General features: G+C 60.4%; 15 protein-coding genes and 2 pseudogenes. 9 read left to right on the top strand and 8 right to left on the bottom strand.

The features are described 5' to 3' along the window. Positions 1-713: 713 nt before the first annotated feature. Entirely contained in the window at positions 714-3518 is a 2805-nt protein-coding gene (locus JVX98_RS32105) for an autotransporter outer membrane beta-barrel domain-containing protein (protein WP_246765101.1), read from the top strand. 94 nt (positions 3519-3612) lie between these two features. Here JVX98_RS32105 and JVX98_RS32600 read toward each other — a convergent pair whose 3' ends face one another. Beyond that, positions 3613-3735, bottom strand: a complete 123-nt coding sequence (locus JVX98_RS32600; RefSeq protein WP_256442726.1) for a hypothetical protein — start codon at positions 3733-3735, stop codon at positions 3613-3615. A 110-nt stretch (positions 3736-3845) separates the two neighbouring features. Between JVX98_RS32600 and JVX98_RS32100 the strand changes: the two genes are divergently transcribed. Both JVX98_RS32100 and JVX98_RS32095 read left to right on the top strand, forming a co-directional pair. Then, positions 3846-4244, top strand: coding sequence for a LysR family transcriptional regulator (locus JVX98_RS32100; protein WP_205239794.1), 399 nt, complete (start codon positions 3846-3848; stop codon positions 4242-4244). After that, a complete protein-coding gene (locus JVX98_RS32095; protein WP_205239793.1) occupies positions 4147-4890 on the top strand; it encodes a YihY/virulence factor BrkB family protein in 744 nt (247 codons plus the stop codon). Before JVX98_RS32100 ends, JVX98_RS32095 begins: the two co-directional genes overlap by 98 nt. 324 nt (positions 4891-5214) lie before the next feature. Here the strand turns inward: JVX98_RS32095 and JVX98_RS32090 are convergent, their stop codons facing one another. Together JVX98_RS32090 and JVX98_RS32085 are read right to left on the bottom strand one after the other, a co-directional pair. Further along, positions 5215-5451: a hypothetical protein gene (locus JVX98_RS32090; RefSeq protein ID WP_205239792.1), complete on the bottom strand. Its 237-nt coding sequence runs from the start codon at positions 5449-5451 to the stop codon at positions 5215-5217. 525 nt (positions 5452-5976) lie between these two features. After that, positions 5977-6237 carry a hypothetical protein gene (locus JVX98_RS32085; protein ID WP_205239791.1) on the bottom strand — a complete coding sequence of 87 codons (261 nt, stop codon included), beginning with the start codon at positions 6235-6237 and terminating at the stop codon, positions 5977-5979. 301 nt (positions 6238-6538) lie between these two features. On the opposite strand from JVX98_RS32085, the gene JVX98_RS32080 reads away from it, so the two are divergent. Both JVX98_RS32080 and JVX98_RS32075 read left to right on the top strand, forming a co-directional pair. Continuing rightward, positions 6539-7033: a ferritin-like domain-containing protein gene (locus JVX98_RS32080; protein WP_205239790.1), complete on the top strand. Its 495-nt coding sequence runs from the start codon at positions 6539-6541 to the stop codon at positions 7031-7033. Between the two features lie 134 nt (positions 7034-7167). After that, complete coding sequence (locus tag JVX98_RS32075; RefSeq protein ID WP_205239789.1) at positions 7168-7647, top strand: pyridoxamine 5'-phosphate oxidase family protein; 480 nt, start codon at positions 7168-7170, stop codon at positions 7645-7647. An 85-nt stretch (positions 7648-7732) separates the two neighbouring features. On the opposite strand, the pseudogene JVX98_RS32475 reads toward JVX98_RS32075, so the two are convergent. After that, positions 7733-7880: pseudogene (locus JVX98_RS32475) on the bottom strand (MgtC/SapB family protein); the annotation flags it as partial. Positions 7881-7939: 59 nt separating this feature from the next. Between JVX98_RS32475 and JVX98_RS32800 the strand changes: the two are divergent. The 4 genes from JVX98_RS32800 to JVX98_RS32055 all read left to right on the top strand — a co-directional run bounded on the left by JVX98_RS32800 (position 7940) and on the right by JVX98_RS32055 (position 13515). Continuing rightward, entirely contained in the window at positions 7940-8224 is a 285-nt protein-coding gene (locus tag JVX98_RS32800; protein WP_205239788.1) for an MgtC/SapB family protein, read from the top strand. Positions 8225-8543: 319 nt separating this feature from the next. After that, positions 8544-9614 carry an HlyD family secretion protein gene (locus tag JVX98_RS32065; RefSeq protein ID WP_192448903.1) on the top strand — a complete coding sequence of 357 codons (1071 nt, stop codon included), beginning with the start codon at positions 8544-8546 and terminating at the stop codon, positions 9612-9614. After that, the gene (gene rbbA, locus JVX98_RS32060; RefSeq protein WP_205239787.1) at positions 9614-12400 is read left to right on the top strand and encodes a ribosome-associated ATPase/putative transporter RbbA; all 2787 of its coding nucleotides are present in this window, start codon (positions 9614-9616) and stop codon (positions 12398-12400) included. Before JVX98_RS32065 ends, rbbA begins: the two co-directional genes overlap by 1 nt. 2 nt (positions 12401-12402) lie before the next feature. Further along, complete coding sequence (locus tag JVX98_RS32055; RefSeq protein ID WP_205239786.1) at positions 12403-13515, top strand: ABC transporter permease; 1113 nt, start codon at positions 12403-12405, stop codon at positions 13513-13515. Between the two features lie 205 nt (positions 13516-13720). Here JVX98_RS32055 and JVX98_RS32050 read toward each other — a convergent pair. The 4 genes and pseudogenes from JVX98_RS32050 to JVX98_RS32035 all read right to left on the bottom strand — a co-directional run. Beyond that, positions 13721-14065: pseudogene (locus tag JVX98_RS32050) on the bottom strand (glutathione ABC transporter ATP-binding protein GsiA); the annotation flags it as partial. Between the two features lie 220 nt (positions 14066-14285). Beyond that, a complete protein-coding gene (locus tag JVX98_RS32045) occupies positions 14286-15299 on the bottom strand; it encodes a proline racemase family protein (protein WP_205239785.1) in 1014 nt (337 codons plus the stop codon). 34 nt (positions 15300-15333) lie between these two features. Next, positions 15334-16107, bottom strand: a complete 774-nt coding sequence (locus JVX98_RS32040) for an ABC transporter permease (RefSeq protein ID WP_192448883.1) — start codon at positions 16105-16107, stop codon at positions 15334-15336. A gap of 1 nt (position 16108) precedes the next feature. Beyond that, a complete protein-coding gene (locus JVX98_RS32035; protein ID WP_192448882.1) occupies positions 16109-16957 on the bottom strand; it encodes an ABC transporter permease in 849 nt (282 codons plus the stop codon).

The raw sequence follows: 16957 nt of genomic DNA, 5'->3' as shown, positions 1-16957 counted from the left end.
AGGTCAGTGTCGACGTGTCGAGAACTTCGAGCCCGGTCGCCTCACTGCTAAGGAAGTTGGCCCAGCTTCATAATGTCCTCGTTGGCAAAATCAGCTTGGCCCCGATCGACTGCGAGCCGACCTATCCCCGTGCGCGCCAGATGGCGTTTTATTCGGATGGCCTTTGAAAGCGGGCGTGGGCGCTCCAAAGACGTCGCCACCATCCCGATTTAACGTCGCCCAATACCAAGTCGGCATCGCTGACCCACGAGGCTACGAAGGCCGTCCCGGCATGCGTAGTCGCATCCACACCTGATTCCTGCCAACCTACCTTCAATTGCGCCCGCGCGAGCGCGCAACCCGCGTTTCAGCGGTCGCAATCGCTTGGCACTGCCCGCCTCAACGAGGAATGATCGACTTTGCCACCTCCTGCCCGCTCTCGGGCCGACCGCAGTTAAATCAACCCTTAAGCCGCGGCCTCCACTTCAAGAACCAAATTATCACTCTATTAACCATAACGAACGCAGAAGTAGTCTTACACCTGCAACTGCAATTTGAGCGTCACGATGCAAACCTCACCCCGCCCTAATCGGATCACGCGCCGGCCTCGCTCTTATATGGTGACCGCCGCGGTGCCCGTGGTCGTTTTGCTTGCCACCGCGCTCCAAGCACGAGCACAGGTTATCCTTTCTGGCGACACCGACCCGTCGGATCCTGCAGCCGTGGACAGCAGCATGGATCTCGTGATCGGCAACAGCGCTGTCGGGAGCCTGACGATTTCGAACGGCGGCATCCTGACGAATTATACAGGCATTATCGGCAACGACCTCACAGGTGTCGGTACCGTTAGCGTTTTGGGCCAGGGCACGCATTGGGACAATTTTGGAGACGTGGTCACCGGGCAGTCTGGTCGTGGCACATTGGATATTCTGGGCGGCGGGCTCGTTACCAGCGAGGCTGGTTACATAGGGGCCGGTACGGACAGCGTGGGCGTCGTGACGATCTCGGGCAATGATGGCTTCGGCGTCGCTTCGTCCTGGACGCTCAGTCAAGATCTTCGGGTGGGCGATGAGGGCAGCGGGACGTTGAACGTCACCGACGGCGGTCGCGTCGTGACCACGCGACGAATCAACATCGGCAACTGGAACGCGGGCACTGTTACAGCATCGAACGGCGCTGAGTTGACGAGCCACGACGGGATTGTTGGTGTCTCGGCACGCGGTGAGGCGCTCCTGAGCTCAGGCGCCACCTGGTCGATGATGGACCAGCTCACCGTGGGCCTGTTTGCCCAGGGAACACTCAGGGTCGAAGACGGTGCAAGCATAACCAGCAACCAGGGCTATGTCGGCGCGAACTCTGGTGGCGACGGCAGCGTAACGGTGACAGGCGCTGGATCGAGCTGGGTGATGACGGGGTCAAACCTAACATTGGGCAACTACGGCGTCGGCACCATGACCATCGAGGATGGCGCAAGGGTCTACGCCAAGAGCGGTGTCTATGTCGGCATTTCGGATGCGGCGGCAAGCGGCACGCTGAACGTGCTGGGCACATCTGGTGCCCGTGGGGTGCTCGAAACCAGCGGGCTTCGCGGGGGCCTCGGCACGGCGAGCGTTACAGTGGATGGCGGCATTGTCCGGGCCATTGGCACCAACGAGAACTTCTTCAGGAACTATGGCGCTCAGAAGGTCACCCTTGGCACTGGCGGCGGCATCTTCGACACCAACGGCCATGATATCGGAATCGCACCCGAAATTACCGGTGCAGGTGGCCTGACCAAGCAGGGCGGGGGAACTCTGACCCTGACCGGTGCGAACAGCTTCGCTGGCGGCACAACGATCAATGCAGGCACCTTGCAGTTGGGTAATGGCGGCACGAACGGCAGTATCATCGGCGATGTCGCCAATGACGGCACCCTTTCCTTTAATCGATCGGACCTAGTGAACTTTGACGGCACGATCGCGGGAAGCGGTGGTGTCCATCAGGTCGGAACCGGCCAGACCACACTGACGCAGGACAGTTCTGGGCTTTCGGGCATGTCGCGGATCACCAACGGTATTTTGTCCGTCGACGGGATTTTGGGGGGTACCCTCGACGTAACTGGCGGGCGCCTGCAAGGCGATGGCAGAGTAGGAACCACGACCAATTTTGCGGGTGGCACCATTGCTCCGGGCAATTCCATCGGCACGCTGACGGTCGCGGGCAACTATGCCGGCAGCGGTGGCACACTCGAAATCGAGACAGTACTTGGCGATGACCTTTCGAAGACGGATCGCCTCGTCGTGACCGGGAACACATCGGGCAATACCAGCGTGCGTGTCATCAATGTCGGTGGCGCAGGCGCCCAGACGAACGAAGGCATCAAGATCATCGATATCGGCGGCGCTTCCGGCGGAAGCTTTTCACTTTTGGGCGATTATGTATTCCAGGGCGACCAAGCCGTCGTTGCAGGGGCCTATGCCTATCGCCTTTATCAAGGCGGCATGAGCACGCCAGCGGATGGCGACTGGTATCTGCGTTCAGCGCTGCTCAACTCGGGAACACCGACCGAGCCTCTCTATCAAGCCGGCGCGCCCATCTACGAAGCCTATGCATCGGTGCTGCAGAGCTTTAACGACCTTGAGACCTTGCAGCAGCGTGTTGGCAATCGCTCCTGGACCACGGGAACCAACCAGTTCGCCCTGACCGATCCCGCCGACAACAGCGGTTTTATCTGGAGCCGAATAGCCGGCCGTACAGCAAAGACGGCCCCCGAGTTTTCCACCACCGGCATGCAATTCGATACCGACACCTGGCAAATCCAGTCCGGCGTCGAGGGCCAACTTTCCGCCAGCGAGGCCGGAAGCCTGATTGCTTCGCTTTACGCACGCTATGGCAATGTCACCGGGCAAGTCTCCTCGATCTTCGGCAATGGCTCGATCAGAACCGATGGCTACGGTTTGGGGGGCGCTCTGACGTGGTATGGAACCGACGGCTTCTACATCGACAGTCAAGCAAGCCTGACGTGGTACGACAGCACGCTCAAGTCCTCGACTGCGGCGATTGGCCTGACCGCGGGAAATGGCGGTTTCGGCTATGCACTCGGTGTCGAAGCGGGCCAAAAGATCGCGCTGAACGCCAACTGGGGAGTGACGCCACAGGCGCAGATAGTCTATTCTGGGATCAACTACAGCCAATTCACCGATGCTTTCGGCACCAACGTCGCCCTGAAAGAGGGCGACGATTTCAAGATCCGTCTCGGTATCTCTGCTGACTACGAGAATGCCTGGCGAGCCGAAAACGGAGAGACCAGCCGGTTACACGCCTACGCAATAGCCGATCTCTACAATGATTTCCTGCCGCAAAACAGCGTCGAAGTCGATGGCGTTCGCCTTGCAGCGGAGCAGGATAATCTTTGGGCCGGTATCGGGCTAGGCGGCACCTACAGCTGGGGCGACGGCAAGTACGCGCTTCATGGCCAAGGCAAGATCAACACGGGTCTTGGCCACTTCGGCACCAACTATGCACTGACAGGCACAGTCGGCCTCACCGCAAGGTTCTAAGCCGAAGCCAATCCCTGCCTGGACAATCGCCGATCACCGCCGACTGGCCACGACAGTGTTGTCTTGGGCGCAGGCTCTCACGCGCAGTTCGCCACTAGCAGAGCAGGAGGGCGACGGGCATCAAGGCCAAAAGATAGGCAAGCCCATCGGCCGCAAGTCGATCGCGCAGGCTGTGGGTGGCGAAAGCGTTTGTCGAAATGTGTTCGTTGTTGTTCATTTCGTTGTTCCCGAAGCGCTAGCTGTCGGACCGGCAGCAGAATAAGCAGGGTCGGCCCGGATATGAGGGACAAGCCGGCCGGGATCAAATGAAAGGGTGGCATCTTAAGGATGCGCGATATTCATGGCCTCGATCTGAACCTGATCCGGATATTCAACGCCGTGCTCGATGAGCGCGGTGTCACCAAGGCGGCGGACCGTTTGCACCTGACGCAGTCGGCGATCAGCCACGCGCTTGCCCGGCTGCGTGAGGTTCTCGGCGACGAACTCTTCATTCGCGGTCCGGACGGCATGCACCCCACCCCGCGGGCGGTGGAACTGTCGAAGTCGTTCAAGCCGGCATTGCGGCAGATCGAAACGGCGATTTGCGAACCGGCTTTCCACCCGGCGTCCTCCGACATCGAATTCTCGGTTGCGAGCCGACCACTTACGAACGCTTGCGTATGTTCTTCCACCGGGTGCTTTCGACATTCTGGCGACACAACTGCTCACGCTTGTGCACATGCGTGACGCGACTTTGAGCCTTACATTCTTCATCGGCCTCACAATTGCTCTTTGGAGTGCGCGAAACGGTGCGCTCGCGCTCTTCGATGCCATGAACGTCGCCTATCAGGAGGTCGAGAAGCGTGGATATTTCCGGCTCAACCTCGTTGCCATTGTATTTACGCTCTGCGCGATCGTGGCGATTGTCCTGATGATTGGTATTGCCGCCGCGTTGCCAACGGTCCTTAGAGTTACGTCGTTTGATCCGACAAACGAAACCATGATCCTGCTCACGGGCAGGTCGCTTGTGGTCATTGCGGCTTTGATGGGCTCGGCTGTGATTTACCGGGTCGGCCCCAGTCGGCAGCCGGCCAAATTCCGCTGGCTGACCTGGGGATCGGTCTTCACGACAGCCACCTGGGTCGCAATGTCTCTGGGCTATGCTTGGTATCTCGACAATCTTGCTAACTATGCCGCGAGTTACGGTGCGCTCGGTGGGCTCGTCGGATTCCTGATATGGCTCTGGCTATCCGTAGCGCTGTTGATCGTAGGAGCCGAGATCAATGCGGAACTTGAGCATCAGACCGCAAGGGACTCGACGACCGGTACGCCCCTTCCGATCGGTTCTCGCGGCGCACACATGGCTGACACGATCGGCAAAGCGGCTAAGTGACCATTCCTACGGCTCGGATCGATAGACAAAACTGAGCTCGAAGATGCGATATGTAAGTCTCATCAATCAGATCTAGCGTGACGGCGATCGAAGGGGAGGCCTCCTTCGAGACGTCAAATCACCTGCGAGGCTGGCCAGGATCGCGAGGCTGGAAAATCGAGACTCGAGAAAATCAGGACGGTTTGGGCCACTCAGGGCGCCAGACATGCTTCTCAGATGTTGCAATCATGCAGCCTTGAGCCTCCTCGAAAAGGAAAGGCCCCGTCGTGAGCGACGAGGCCATACTGATGTTGTCGAGGCTTTACTCGGTGAACGCGTCATTTGCTACTCGGGAGGAGGGAGGTCGTCCGGATCGTCGTCGTCTGGATCATCCAGGTCCGCCTCCTCGGTCTCGGCGAATTCGTCGTCATCCTCAGGATCATCGAATTTCGGCGGCGGGTCGCGTGGCTCGCGCAAGTCGCCTTTGCCGAGCGGGCTATCGTCGGGGAAATCGGTCGGCTCGCGTCCGGCTGCTGTCGACTTATTTGCGATGTTCTCGCTGTTACCGTCTAGATTGCGCATCACCGTTCTCCTTGCTTATGCTTCCACCTATCTCTGAACGCGTTCCATTTTTGCGAGGACATCCAACGCGCACGAGAATGCGGCCGGCGCCAGCGATATCTTCGGCAATGCCGCGGACGAAATCGTCCGCACCTGAGTGGCTAACCTGGCCCTCTATGACCACGGATGTTCCAAGCACTCTGAAGCAGAGATTTTCCGTGTCGAAGGGCGCTTGGCACGCTAGAGCAAATTTGATCGAGGCGATGAGCCCCGAGACGTCCGCCCCTCCGCCGCCCCGGCAATCGAATTCAGGTCGAATGAAAACCATAGAAACCTCCTGTTCGGAGTCTCAACTCGCCTTCACGGACCTTGTTCCTTGTCGTATTGCTAATTTAATGGCGCCGTTCATTGCGCCAAACGAAATGGCCTCCAAAGGACGATGAAGAAGCGCGCCGCCGATGCGGACCCGCGGCTAATGCAACACCGCGCGCGCGACGGAAAAGGTGCAGGCGCAACGTTTTAGGGGTCGGATGGGGAGCGGGGCGCTCAATGAAGGGGAGCCTTGGCCTTTCGAATGATGGCACCCGCCCCTTCCTCGAACATTTTCTCCTTGGCATTGAGCATGAACCACCGGTTATGCGCCAGTTCGATCAGCGCTTCGGCGACCTCGCGTTCGGTCCAGCCCGCTGCCTCGCCATACTCGGCCATCGACTGGAAAACATCTTCCATCGCCATCTGACAATCTAGGTCTCGGTCTGGATACGAACCCGCCCGTTGTGACGACAGGAATCTTGGATGCTTTGCCATGACGGACCTCCTTGGATCCGCAGTAGAACGCACTAACCTATCCGCAAGCTTTCGCTAAAACGCTTGCGACTTCTCGCGGTTCCATGCGTCGTTGCGGCAAAGCCGAAACAGCGGAAGAACCGCGGCTGCATGCCCGCCAGACCCGTCCTTTTCAGGCGGGCCGAGTTCCACGTTGCTGCCGCTCTATCGCACGGGCTCAGTCGATCCAGTATCTGGCTGTCCGAATGGGCCACAGGAGAATTGGAACGATTTCTCCGTAAAACTCTTTCTCTCCTGCATTCACCTGCCAAGGAGAGAACCATTGAAATCGCTGGCTGAAATTTTCGAGCATACACTGCAGGATATCTATTTCGCTGAGAACGCCATCACCAAGGCGCTTCCCAAAGTTGCTAAGGCTGCCAAAAGCGCCGAACTGAAAAAAGCAGCCGAAGAACACCTCTCGGAAACCAAAGACCAGATCAAGAAGCTGGAGCAGGTTTTCAAGTCGATCGGCAAGACGGCGTCTGGCGAAAAATGCGACGCCATCGAAGGGCTTATCAAGGAAGCCGACGGCTTAATGAAAGAGGCCGAAGGAACAGCTCTCGACGCCGGACTGCTGGCCGCTTGCCAAGCTGTCGAACACTACGAGATCGCGCGCTATGGCTCGCTTCGTGAATGGGCCAAGGATCTCGGTCATGATGAGGCTCACAAGCTTCTGAGCGAGATTCTCGACCAGGAGAAGGCCACCAACAACAAGCTCACCAACCTGGCCGTGACGTCGATCAACAAAACATTGAAGCGATCCAAGGCGGCCTAAGTCGCCAAGCGGCGGCCGCGCCCATTAAGTGGCGCGGCTGGCGGCGGGGCGGCCACTGCAGTCCCGCGCCGGCCAGCGGCCGGTTTCGTGAAACCTCATTCTGCAGCGGCGTTCTTCGGAAAGGAGAAAAGCGCATGACTTACATTGAGGACGACGGCGAGGTCTGGGACCTTGTCGAAAAGATTGGGTTCTGCATGCTCACTACTCAATCCGGAGGGGAACTGAAGGCACGGCCAATGTCGGCCCACATCGAGCGGGTTGAGAACGCCTTGTATTTTTTGACGGACATCAAGGGCCACAAAGATGACGAGGTCGCACAGCACCCAAATGTCTGCCTGGCGTTCGCAGACACGAAGAAGCAAAAATATGTGTCGATCTCGGGCGTGGCCGAAGTGCAAAATGACCGCGAGAAGATCCGCGATCTCTGGTCTACCCCTGCCAAGGCGTGGTGGGATAGCCCCGACGATCCGTCCATTCGCATTCTCAAAGTTACACCTCGCTCTGCAGAGTACTGGGACAGTCCTGGCACTGTGATCAGTTACATCAAGATGGCGGCGGCAGCCGTCACCAGTGCCAAACCGGACATGGGCGAGAACGCCAAGGTTCGGATGTAGGGGGGGGGCCGGATGGAGAGTAGGCGTGGCGGATTGGTTTGCACCCGTCGGTGTGAAACTCGATATCGTACCGCATCTGATAGCGAAGGATTGCGCCGCCTCCGATGAAAGCCAACACCGTTGATCAGCCCTTCGACCACGCGCGCGGTGGCTTCAGCGTTGTCAACTGTGATCGTCTCTGCCGCCTGAATAAACCCACATGCAGCGATGGCGACCAACGGAAATGTCGCCAACGTTCAACCTGGGAGACGGCCGGTCCGGTCCCGTCGAGCGGTAACGCAAGGCAGAATAGATGCCGGACGACACCCGCGGAACCGCGATGGCGGAGCGCATCTGGGCCACGGCCGCAATTGGTGTCGCCGTGGGGCTGAGATCCTATGACACGGCCATCGTTCTCTCGATCGTCACCTTCGCAACACCGAAGGTTAGGACAAATTTCAAGTCACCGAGAAACGAAGCCCTGACGCCGCTGGAAAAGGAGGGAAATAGCGTCATGGATTGCGGCAGCGGGAGAGCCGCCAACCCTAAGCTGCGCGACCCAGAAACTCCCGCGGCAACGAGCAAGAATGTCTACTAAGACATTCCGTCGCGGGCTGAATTCAGGCCGCGTACCATCTGCGGAACCACGTTCACAAAGCACGCGTCAAGCGCGTCTGAGGCGGAGCTCCCGCGGCGGCGCGCCAGACCGCCAGCCGAGCTTGCGCCTGTTCTGGAACCGGTGCCAAGGCGGCTCGCCGGCAATTGACATGAGTCAATGCAGCATTCCCTCCTTCGGGTTTGTTTGGGCGATCCTTTCGCGCCGCAGTGCGCGGTCGCTGCACCAGGGGCTTATTCCCGGTTGTGTTTGAATGGCCGCGGACTATTCTCGTGGTCTGTTTTGATGGTGGAACGCTAAAATGGAAAAAGCCCGGAAGAATTGGTTCCTAGTCGGTCTGGTTACTCTGGCGCTCGTGGGCGGCTACTATGCTTGGCAAAACATGGATCGCAATGCACTGCCGGCCGGGATTGCGAGCGGCAACGGGCGCATCGAGGCTGTCGAGATTGATATCTCGACCAAGACGGCGGGCCGGATCAAGGAAATCTTTGTGGACGAGGGTGACTTCGTCAGTGCCGGCCAGGTGCTCGCCCAGATGGATACCGTGCAGTTGGAGGCGCACAAGCGGCAGGCTCAAGCGCAGCAGCAGCGTGCGATCATCAGCGTCGAGGCGGCGAAGAACCTCGTAACGCAGCGCGAAGCCGAAAAGGCGGCTGCCGTGGCTGTCCTCGCGCAGCGGCGCGCGCAACTGGACGCCGCCGAGCGGCGCCTTGCCCGCTCCGAGCAACTGGTAAGATCGAACACCGTTTCGCAACAGGTGCTCGACGACGACCGGGCGACCGCCGAGGGCGCGCGGGCGGCCGCCAGTGCGGCGGAAGCTTCGCTTGCCGCGTCGAACGCGGCGATCAATTCGGCGAAGTCCCAGGTCGTCGATGCCGAAGCCGCGGTCGAGGCCGCCAAGGCGTCGGTCGAAAGCATCATCGCCGACATCAACGACAGCACCCTGATCTCGCCGCGCGACGGCCGCATACAATATCGTGTGGTCCAGCCCGGCGAAGTGCTGGCTGCCGGCGGCCGCGTTCTCAATCTCGTCGATCTCGGCGATGTCTACATGACGTTCTTCCTGCCGACGGATCAGGCCGGCCGCCTGTCGATCGGCAGCGAGGTCCGGCTCGTGCTGGATGCCACCCCGCAATACATCATTCCCGCCAAGGTCTCCTATGTCGCCGATGTCGCGCAGTTTACGCCGAAGACGGTGGAGACCGCCGAGGAACGGCAGAAGTTGACCTTCCGCATTAAGGCGCAGATCCCGAAGGAACTCCTGAAGAAATACATCCGCATGGTGAAAACCGGTCTTCCGGGCGTTGCCTATGTGAAGGTCGATCCGAATGCAGAGTGGCCGGCGAGCCAGACCGGCACGCTGGTGCAGTGATGGCCGCCTCGGACCAGGCCGGCGTGCAGCCGGCAGAGCCCGTGGTTCGCTTGAGCGCCGTCACTCTTTCCTATGGGAAGACAAAGGCGCTGGACGAGGTGACACTGGATATTCCGTCCGGCTGCATGGCTGGGCTGATCGGACCGGACGGCGTCGGGAAATCGAGCCTGCTGTCTCTCGTTGCCGGCGCCCGCGCCGTGCAAGTGGGCCGCGTCGAGGTGCTTGGCGGCGACATTGCCGATGCCGGCCATCGCCGCCGGACCTGCCCACGCATCGCCTATATGCCGCAGGGTCTCGGCAAGAACCTCTATCCAACGCTTTCCGTATTCGAGAATGTCGACTTCTTCGGCCGGCTCTTCGGCCATGATCGCGAAGAACGCGAAAGGCGGATCGAAAGCCTGCTCGAAAGCACCGGGCTTGCTCCCTTCGCGGCGCGCCCCGCGGGCAAGCTCTCCGGCGGCATGAAGCAAAAACTCGGGCTTTGCTGCGCGCTGATCCACGATCCCGATCTCCTGATCCTCGACGAGCCGACGACCGGCGTGGACCCTTTGTCGCGACGTCAGTTCTGGGAACTGATCGACGACATCCGCGCTGAGCGGCCGGGAATGAGCGTCATCGTCGCGACTGCCTATATGGAGGAGGCCGCCCGCTTCGACTGGCTGGTCGCGATGGATGCCGGCCGGGTGCTGGCAACGGGCACACCCGATCAACTGCTTGCAAAGACCGGGGTCGACACGCTCGACGCTGCCTTCATCGCGCTGCTGCCGGAGGAAATCAGAGGCGAACACCACGATGTCGTCATCCCGCCGCGCCCGGAAGGTGCGGGCGATGATATCGCCATCGAGGCGAACAACCTCACCATGCGCTTTGGCGATTTCGTCGCCGTCGACAATGTCAGCTTCCGCATCGGCCGTGGCGAGATCTTCGGCTTCCTGGGTTCCAACGGCTGCGGCAAGACGACGACGATGAAGATGCTGACGGGCCTGCTCGCCGCCAGCGAAGGTACGGCAAAGCTCTTCGGACGCGAGGTCGACCCGCGCGACATGGAGGTGCGCCACCGCGTCGGCTACATGTCGCAGGCCTTCTCGCTCTACACCGAACTCACGGTGCTGCAGAACCTTGAACTGCATGCCAAGCTGTTCGGCATGGCGGCGGACAGCATTCTCAAACGGATCGAGGAACTGGCGAAGCGCTTCGATCTCTCGGACGTGATGCAAGCCTTGCCGGATGCCTTGCCGCTTGGCGTGCGCCAGAGGCTGTCGCTTGCGGTCGCGCTGATCCATTCACCCGATATCCTCATCCTCGATGAGCCGACATCCGGCGTCGATCCCGTGGCGCGCGACAGTTTCTGGCAGATCCTCGTCGATCTCTCCCGCAACGATCAGGTGACGATCTTCATCTCCACCCACTTCATGAACGAAGCGATGCGCTGCGATCGCATGTCGCTGATGCATGCGGGCAAGGTGCTCGTCAGCGATACGCCGGCCGGCATCATGAAGAGCCGTTCCGCCGCGACGCTGGAAGAGGCTTTCATCGCCTATCTGGAGGAGGCGATCGCCGGGGCGAAGCAGCCGGTGCCCGCAGTGGTCAGGGCCAAGACGCCGCTGGAGCCGGTCACTAAGCGAACGGCCGAGGCGACACGCCCTCCGAAGTCCGGTTTTTTCGACGTCGGGCGGATGTTCAGCTATACCCGCCGCGAGGCCCTGGAACTGTTGCGCGATCCCATTCGCGCGACGCTTGCCACGATCGGCACGGTCATCCTGATGTTCGTCATCGGCTACGGCATCAACATGGACGTCGAGGACCTGACCTTTGCGGTGCTCGACCGCGACCAGACGACGACCAGCCGCGAATATATTCTCGAGATTGCCGGCTCGCGCTACTTCATCGAGAAGGATCCGATCACAGACTATGCCGATTTGGACCGGCGCATGCGCAACGGCGAACTGAGCCTCGCGATCGAGATCCCACCGGGTTTTGCCCGGGATGCGGCGCGCGGCGACACGGTGCAAATCGCCGCCTGGATCGATGGCGCGATGGCGAGCCGTGCCGAAACGGTCAAGGGCTACGTGCAGGGGCTGCACGCCCATTGGCTGACCGGCAAGATCCGAGAGCGCTATGGAGCGGCCGCAACCACGGGCGCGTTCAAGATCGAGACGCGCTTCCGCTATAATCCCGACGTTAAGAGCATCGTCGCCATGGTGCCGGCGGTCATTCCGCTGTTGCTGATGTTGATCCCGGCCATGCTTTCGGCGCTTAGCGTCGTGCGCGAAAAGGAGCTGGGCTCGATCGTCAATCTCTATGTCTCGCCGGTGACGCGGCTCGAATTCCTAATCGGCAAGCAGATACCCTACATTGCCCTGGCGATGCTCAATTTCGTGCTGCTGACGGCATTCGCGATCTTCGTCTTCCGGGTGCCCTTTACCGGCAGTCTGCTTACCTGGACGGTCGCGGGGCTGATCTATGTCTCGGCGGCAACGGCCATGGGGCTCGTTATCTCCACCTTCATGTCGAGCCAGATCGCGGCGATCTTCGGCACGGCGATCCTGACGCTCATTCCGGCGATCCAGTATTCCGGCATGATCGATCCGGTGTCGTCTCTCGAAGGTGTGGGCGCCTTCATCGGCCAGATCTATCCGACCACGCATTTCATGACGATCGCCCGCGGCACTTTTTCCAAGGCGCTCGGTTTCGCTGATCTTGGCGGTGCCTTCGTGCCGATGCTGATCGCGGTGCCGGTGCTGCTGGCGATCGGCACGTTCTCCCTCAAGAAGCAGGCGAGGTAGTGATGCGCCTGTCCCACATCTACCATCTCGGCATCAAGGAGCTCTGGGGGCTCTGGCGCGATCCGATCCTGCTGATCCTGATCGTCTATTCCTTCACGCTGTCGGTCTATACCGGCTCGACCGCCATGCCCGAAACGCTGAACCGCGCGGCGATCGCCATCGTCGACGAAGACCAATCGCCGGTTTCGACGCGGATATCGACGGCTTTCTATCCGCCCTATTTCGTGCCGCCACAGATGATCACGCCGGCGGAAATGGACCGCCGCATGGACCAGGGGCTTGATACCTTCGCGCTCGACATCCCGCCCGATTTCCAGACAGATCTTTTGGCCGGCCGCTCGCCGACCATCCAGCTCAACGTCGACGCGACGCGCATGAGCCAGGCTTTTTCCGGCAACGGCTATATCCAGCAGATCGTGACCGGCGAAGTCTCGGGCTTTCTAGAGCGCCACCGCAACGAGACGCCGCTGCCGGTCGATCTCGTTCTACGGGCTCGGTTCAATGCCGAGCTGAACAAGGGCTGGTTCGGCGCGGTCATGAACGTCATCACCAACATCACCATCCTGTCGATCGTGCTGACGGGCGCCGCCCTTATCCGCGAGCGCGAGCACGGCACCGTGGAGCACCTGCTGGTCATGCCGGTGACCCCGTTCGAAATCATGGTCAGCAAGGTCTGGTCGATGGGACTGGTGGTGCTGCTCGCATCCGCGGTCTCGCTGATCTTCGTGGTCAAGGGCGCGCTCGCCGTACCGGTACAGGGGTCGTTTGCCCTGTTCCTGCCGGCTACGGCGCTTCAGCTTTTTGCGACGACGTCGATGGGCATCCTGCTTGCCACGATTGCGGGCTCAATGCCGCAATTCGGCCTGCTGCTGATGCTGGTGCTCCTGCCGCTCCAAGCCCTGTCCGGCGGCATGACGCCGCGTGAAAGCATGCCCGAGATCATCCAGAACATCATGCTGGCGGCGCCGAACACCCACTTCGTCATCCTGGCGCAGGCGGTTCTGTTTCGTGATGCCGGCCTGGACGTGGTTTGGCCGCAGCTCCTTGCCTTGCTGTTGATTGGTGCGATCCTGTTTGCCTTCGCCATGCGGCGCTTCCGGGCGTTCCTGAAGTAAGCCGCCTTCCGACTGGCAGGCGATGTCGACCACGTCGGGGGTAGAAGCTTCACCCGCAGGGGTAGCGAGGTTCGCTAACTTTACTCGACCGAGCTTTTTGATGATGACTATTCGCGTCGCGAGCGGGCATGGCATGTGAAGTCCGGTCCCGAAGAACAGCTTCCGCTCGCCTGGCCGAGTTGCGATTGATGCTGGGCACGTCTATTCAAACCTGCACCAAGTGCCCCAGCGAAACCTCCCTGTATTGGCGCTTGGGCGGTACGTATCCGATAGACTGCACCGGACTTTTGATCTCGTCGGTCGCAATTGATCGTTTCAGATTGCGCCGTACCGGATCCGGCACGGGGACCGCAGCCATTAGCTTGCGCGTATAGGCATGCTGCGGGTGGTCAAAAACCGCCTGGCGCGGGCCGATTTCGACGATCTCGCCCAGATACATTACCGCGACGCGATGGCTCACCCGCTCTACAACCGCCATGTCGTGGCTGATGAACAGATATGCAAGATTGAAACTTTGCTGAAGGTCGAGGAGCAGATTGCAGACCTGTACCGCTCCAAGTAGGAGAGGTTCTGCCGCCTCGATGTCGATCTCGGTATGAGCAGCCAGCAGGTTCGCCTTTTCGAGCGCCAGCAGATAGCGCTCATGCGTGGTCTAGAAGAGACGTAACGACGAGCGGAAATGCATAACTGGGGGGGTCCGCTTGACCGCGCCGATGCTTGGTCACCGCAGGCGGGTGTATCGGCAGACAGCTGCCGACACACCCTTCGCCTCACAGCACCAGGAAACCGGCGTCGACCGGGTCATCGCGGTTGATGGTCCAGGCCGCAGTGCCCAGAATTCCCGCAGTGCCCTTGACCGTCGGGCGCACGGCGCGCACCGAGCCGAGCTTCGTTTCTCCGATCAGGCAGCCTTCGAATACGCCTGAGCCGAGAAGACCTTCCGAGGTGATCGTCTGGTTCACGCTGATGACGCCGCGCTTCTCGAAATAGGCCATCATCGCGGAGGTGCCGGTTCCACCCGGCGAGCGATCAAGCTGACCGGCAGAAAAGACATGCACGTTCTTGTAGAGGCATCCCTCGATCGTCGGCTCGTGCCAGAAGGTGACGAAGTTCAGGTTGTTGATGTGGGCCTCGGTCGGATGCTGGACCTTGACCTTCTCGCGGATGGCCTCACGGGCAATCAGGCCCATGCGCGACAGTTCGGCGCCATTCTCAGGCGCAATGCGCAGCGTGGTGTTGCGCAGATCGATAATGCCGAAGTAGTTGCCGCCCCAGACGAGATCGGCCTTCAGCGAGCCGTATCCCGGCAGCTCGAACTCAATGTCCTGCTCGGCCACATAGGCCGGAACGTTCTCGAACCGTGTCCACAGCACGCGATCGCCTTCGTGGGCGACTTCCGCCACGACCAGACCGGCCGTCGTTTCGAAACGGATCTTCGTCAGTCCGTCCGGCGACCGGCGCACCAGGCCGTTCGCGACCATCGCCATGGCGACTGCGATCGTGCCGTGGCCGCACATGTGCGAATATTCCTTGCCGTCGATGTAGATCAGGCCGGCATCGAACTCCCGCGACGACGGCGGCGTCAGAAACACGCCGAACATGTCGGCATGGCCGCGCGGTTCGCGCATCAAGGCCTTGCGCAGCCAGTCGTAGTTCTCTTCCAGAAAGGCGCGCTTCTCGAGGATGCTCGAGTTCGCCGGATAGGGGACACCGCTATAGATGATGCACAGCGGTTCGCCTTCTGTATGGGTATAGATTACGTTATACACGTCCTGAACGCGCATCGCATGTCTCCTGAAATGTTGGGTTTGGTAAGCTTTAACTTCCGGACAGGAAGTCCAGACCGATCAGCCAGTCGATCAGTATGATCGCTATGGCTGCGGCCAAGATGGTCAGCGACGAGACCGCCGCAATCGATGGATCGACCGAATACTGCACGTAATTGAACAGCTGCACCGGGATGGTGTTGAGCGTCGACGTGGTGTTGAAGATCGACAGCTCGACATTGATGAACGAGGTGATGAAGGCAAAGATCCCGCCGGACACGAGCCCTGCCCGGATCTGCGGAAGCGTAACCAGGAAGAACGTCGACCACGCGGAGGCGCCCAGATCGCGCGACGCCTCTTCCTGCGACAGTTGTTCTGGCGAAAAGAGCGGCAGCAGCGTGCGCAGGACGAAGGGCGTGACGATCACCACGTGGCCAACCAAAAGCGCTGGAAAGTTCCGCACCAGCCCGATCGATGCGCCGTACTGCAGCAGCGCTGCGCCGATCACGATATGCGGCAGAACCAGCGGTGACAGCATGAGGGCGGAGAGCGCCGATTTTCCGGGGAAGGAATAACGCGCCATCGCGATTGCAGCGGGCAGTGCGACGAGTATCGCCACCAGCGTCGCCAGGGCTGCGAGAACAGCACTTGTGAGGAACGAGCGGAGATAGGTCGGGTTTTCCAGCACGACCGCATACCAGGCGAGCGTCAGCCCCTGCGGCGGAAACGCCAGGAACTTCGTTTCGGTGAGCGAGACACCGATCACCACGGCCAGCGGCAGCACAAGAAAAGCCACCGTCGAGAGAGCAATGAGACGGATGAACATGTCAGTTTCCTTTCATGTCATGCGCGCCAAGCCGCGCCAGCCAGGACGAGAAGCCGATCAGGGCCATGGTGAAGACGAGAAGCGTGATCGACAGCGCTCCGCCGTAATTGAAATCGAAGACCGTCGAATATTGCTGGAAAGCCAGCATCGCGAGCACCGTCACCTTGCCGCCCGAAAGCAGCGCCGGCGTGACATAGGCGCTGATCGCCATGGAGAACACGATAATCCCGCCGGCCATCACGCCATGCATCGTCAGCGGAAATGTCACGCTGAAAAACGTGCGCATGGGACCGGCGCCGAGGTCGCGCGAAGCCTGTTCCAGGGCGGGTTCGACCCGCGCAAGCGCGTTGCCGATGGTCAGAACGGTGAACGGCAACAGGATGTAGACGAGGCCGATCAGGATGCCGGTTTCCGTCCCGAGGAAACGGACCGGACGCTCGACCAGGCCGGTCGCCATCAATGCGTCGTTGACAAGCCCCGTACGTCCCAGAAGCACCATCCAGCCGAAAGAACGGACGATGTTGGAGGTGAACAGCGGCAGGATCAAAAGGATCACGCATGCGCGCCGCCAGCTGCGCCATTTGACGATGCGGACCAGATACCAGGCGAGCGGATAGCCGAGCACCACGCAGATCAAGGTGGACAGGATTGCGAGCCGGAAAGTGACGCCAATGACCTGCCAGTGATAGCCGTCCATCAGGATGCGACCATACTGGGCGAAGCTGACCTGGCCGTCCTGCGTCGTGAACGATGCGACAAGCACCACGCCGAGGGGCATCAGGAAGAAGGCCGTGAACACACAGACCGGCAGCGCGAGCAGCCAGAGAAGGGTCAGGCGGGAGGTAAACAT

The sequence above is a fragment of the Ensifer sp. PDNC004 genome, from assembly GCF_016919405.1.
Classification (GTDB): domain Bacteria; phylum Pseudomonadota; class Alphaproteobacteria; order Rhizobiales; family Rhizobiaceae; genus Ensifer.
This window is presented reverse-complemented; position numbering and strand designations above follow the sequence as displayed.

What these genes read in the sequence shown, in the direction of transcription:
- JVX98_RS32105 (WP_246765101.1), top strand. Translation starts at nt 714, where the DNA reads ATGGATCTCGTGATCGGCAACAGCGCTGTCGGGAGCCTGACGATTTCG.
- JVX98_RS32600 (WP_256442726.1), bottom strand. Translation starts at nt 3,735, where the DNA reads ATGAACAACAACGAACACATTTCGACAAACGCTTTCGCCACCCACAGC.
- JVX98_RS32100 (WP_205239794.1), top strand. Translation starts at nt 3,846, where the DNA reads ATGCGCGATATTCATGGCCTCGATCTGAACCTGATCCGGATATTCAAC.
- JVX98_RS32090 (WP_205239792.1), bottom strand. Translation starts at nt 5,451, where the DNA reads ATGCGCAATCTAGACGGTAACAGCGAGAACATCGCAAATAAGTCGACA.
- JVX98_RS32085 (WP_205239791.1), bottom strand. Translation starts at nt 6,237, where the DNA reads ATGGCAAAGCATCCAAGATTCCTGTCGTCACAACGGGCGGGTTCGTAT.
- JVX98_RS32075 (WP_205239789.1), top strand. Translation starts at nt 7,168, where the DNA reads ATGACTTACATTGAGGACGACGGCGAGGTCTGGGACCTTGTCGAAAAG.
- JVX98_RS32800 (WP_205239788.1), top strand. Translation starts at nt 7,940, where the DNA reads ATGCCGGACGACACCCGCGGAACCGCGATGGCGGAGCGCATCTGGGCC.
- JVX98_RS32065 (WP_192448903.1), top strand. Translation starts at nt 8,544, where the DNA reads ATGGAAAAAGCCCGGAAGAATTGGTTCCTAGTCGGTCTGGTTACTCTG.
- rbbA (WP_205239787.1), top strand. Translation starts at nt 9,614, where the DNA reads ATGGCCGCCTCGGACCAGGCCGGCGTGCAGCCGGCAGAGCCCGTGGTT.
- JVX98_RS32055 (WP_205239786.1), top strand. Translation starts at nt 12,403, where the DNA reads ATGCGCCTGTCCCACATCTACCATCTCGGCATCAAGGAGCTCTGGGGG.
- JVX98_RS32045 (WP_205239785.1), bottom strand. Translation starts at nt 15,299, where the DNA reads ATGCGCGTTCAGGACGTGTATAACGTAATCTATACCCATACAGAAGGC.
- JVX98_RS32040 (WP_192448883.1), bottom strand. Translation starts at nt 16,107, where the DNA reads ATGTTCATCCGTCTCATTGCTCTCTCGACGGTGGCTTTTCTTGTGCTG.
- JVX98_RS32035 (WP_192448882.1), bottom strand. Translation starts at nt 16,957, where the DNA reads ATGTTTACCTCCCGCCTGACCCTTCTCTGGCTGCTCGCGCTGCCGGTC.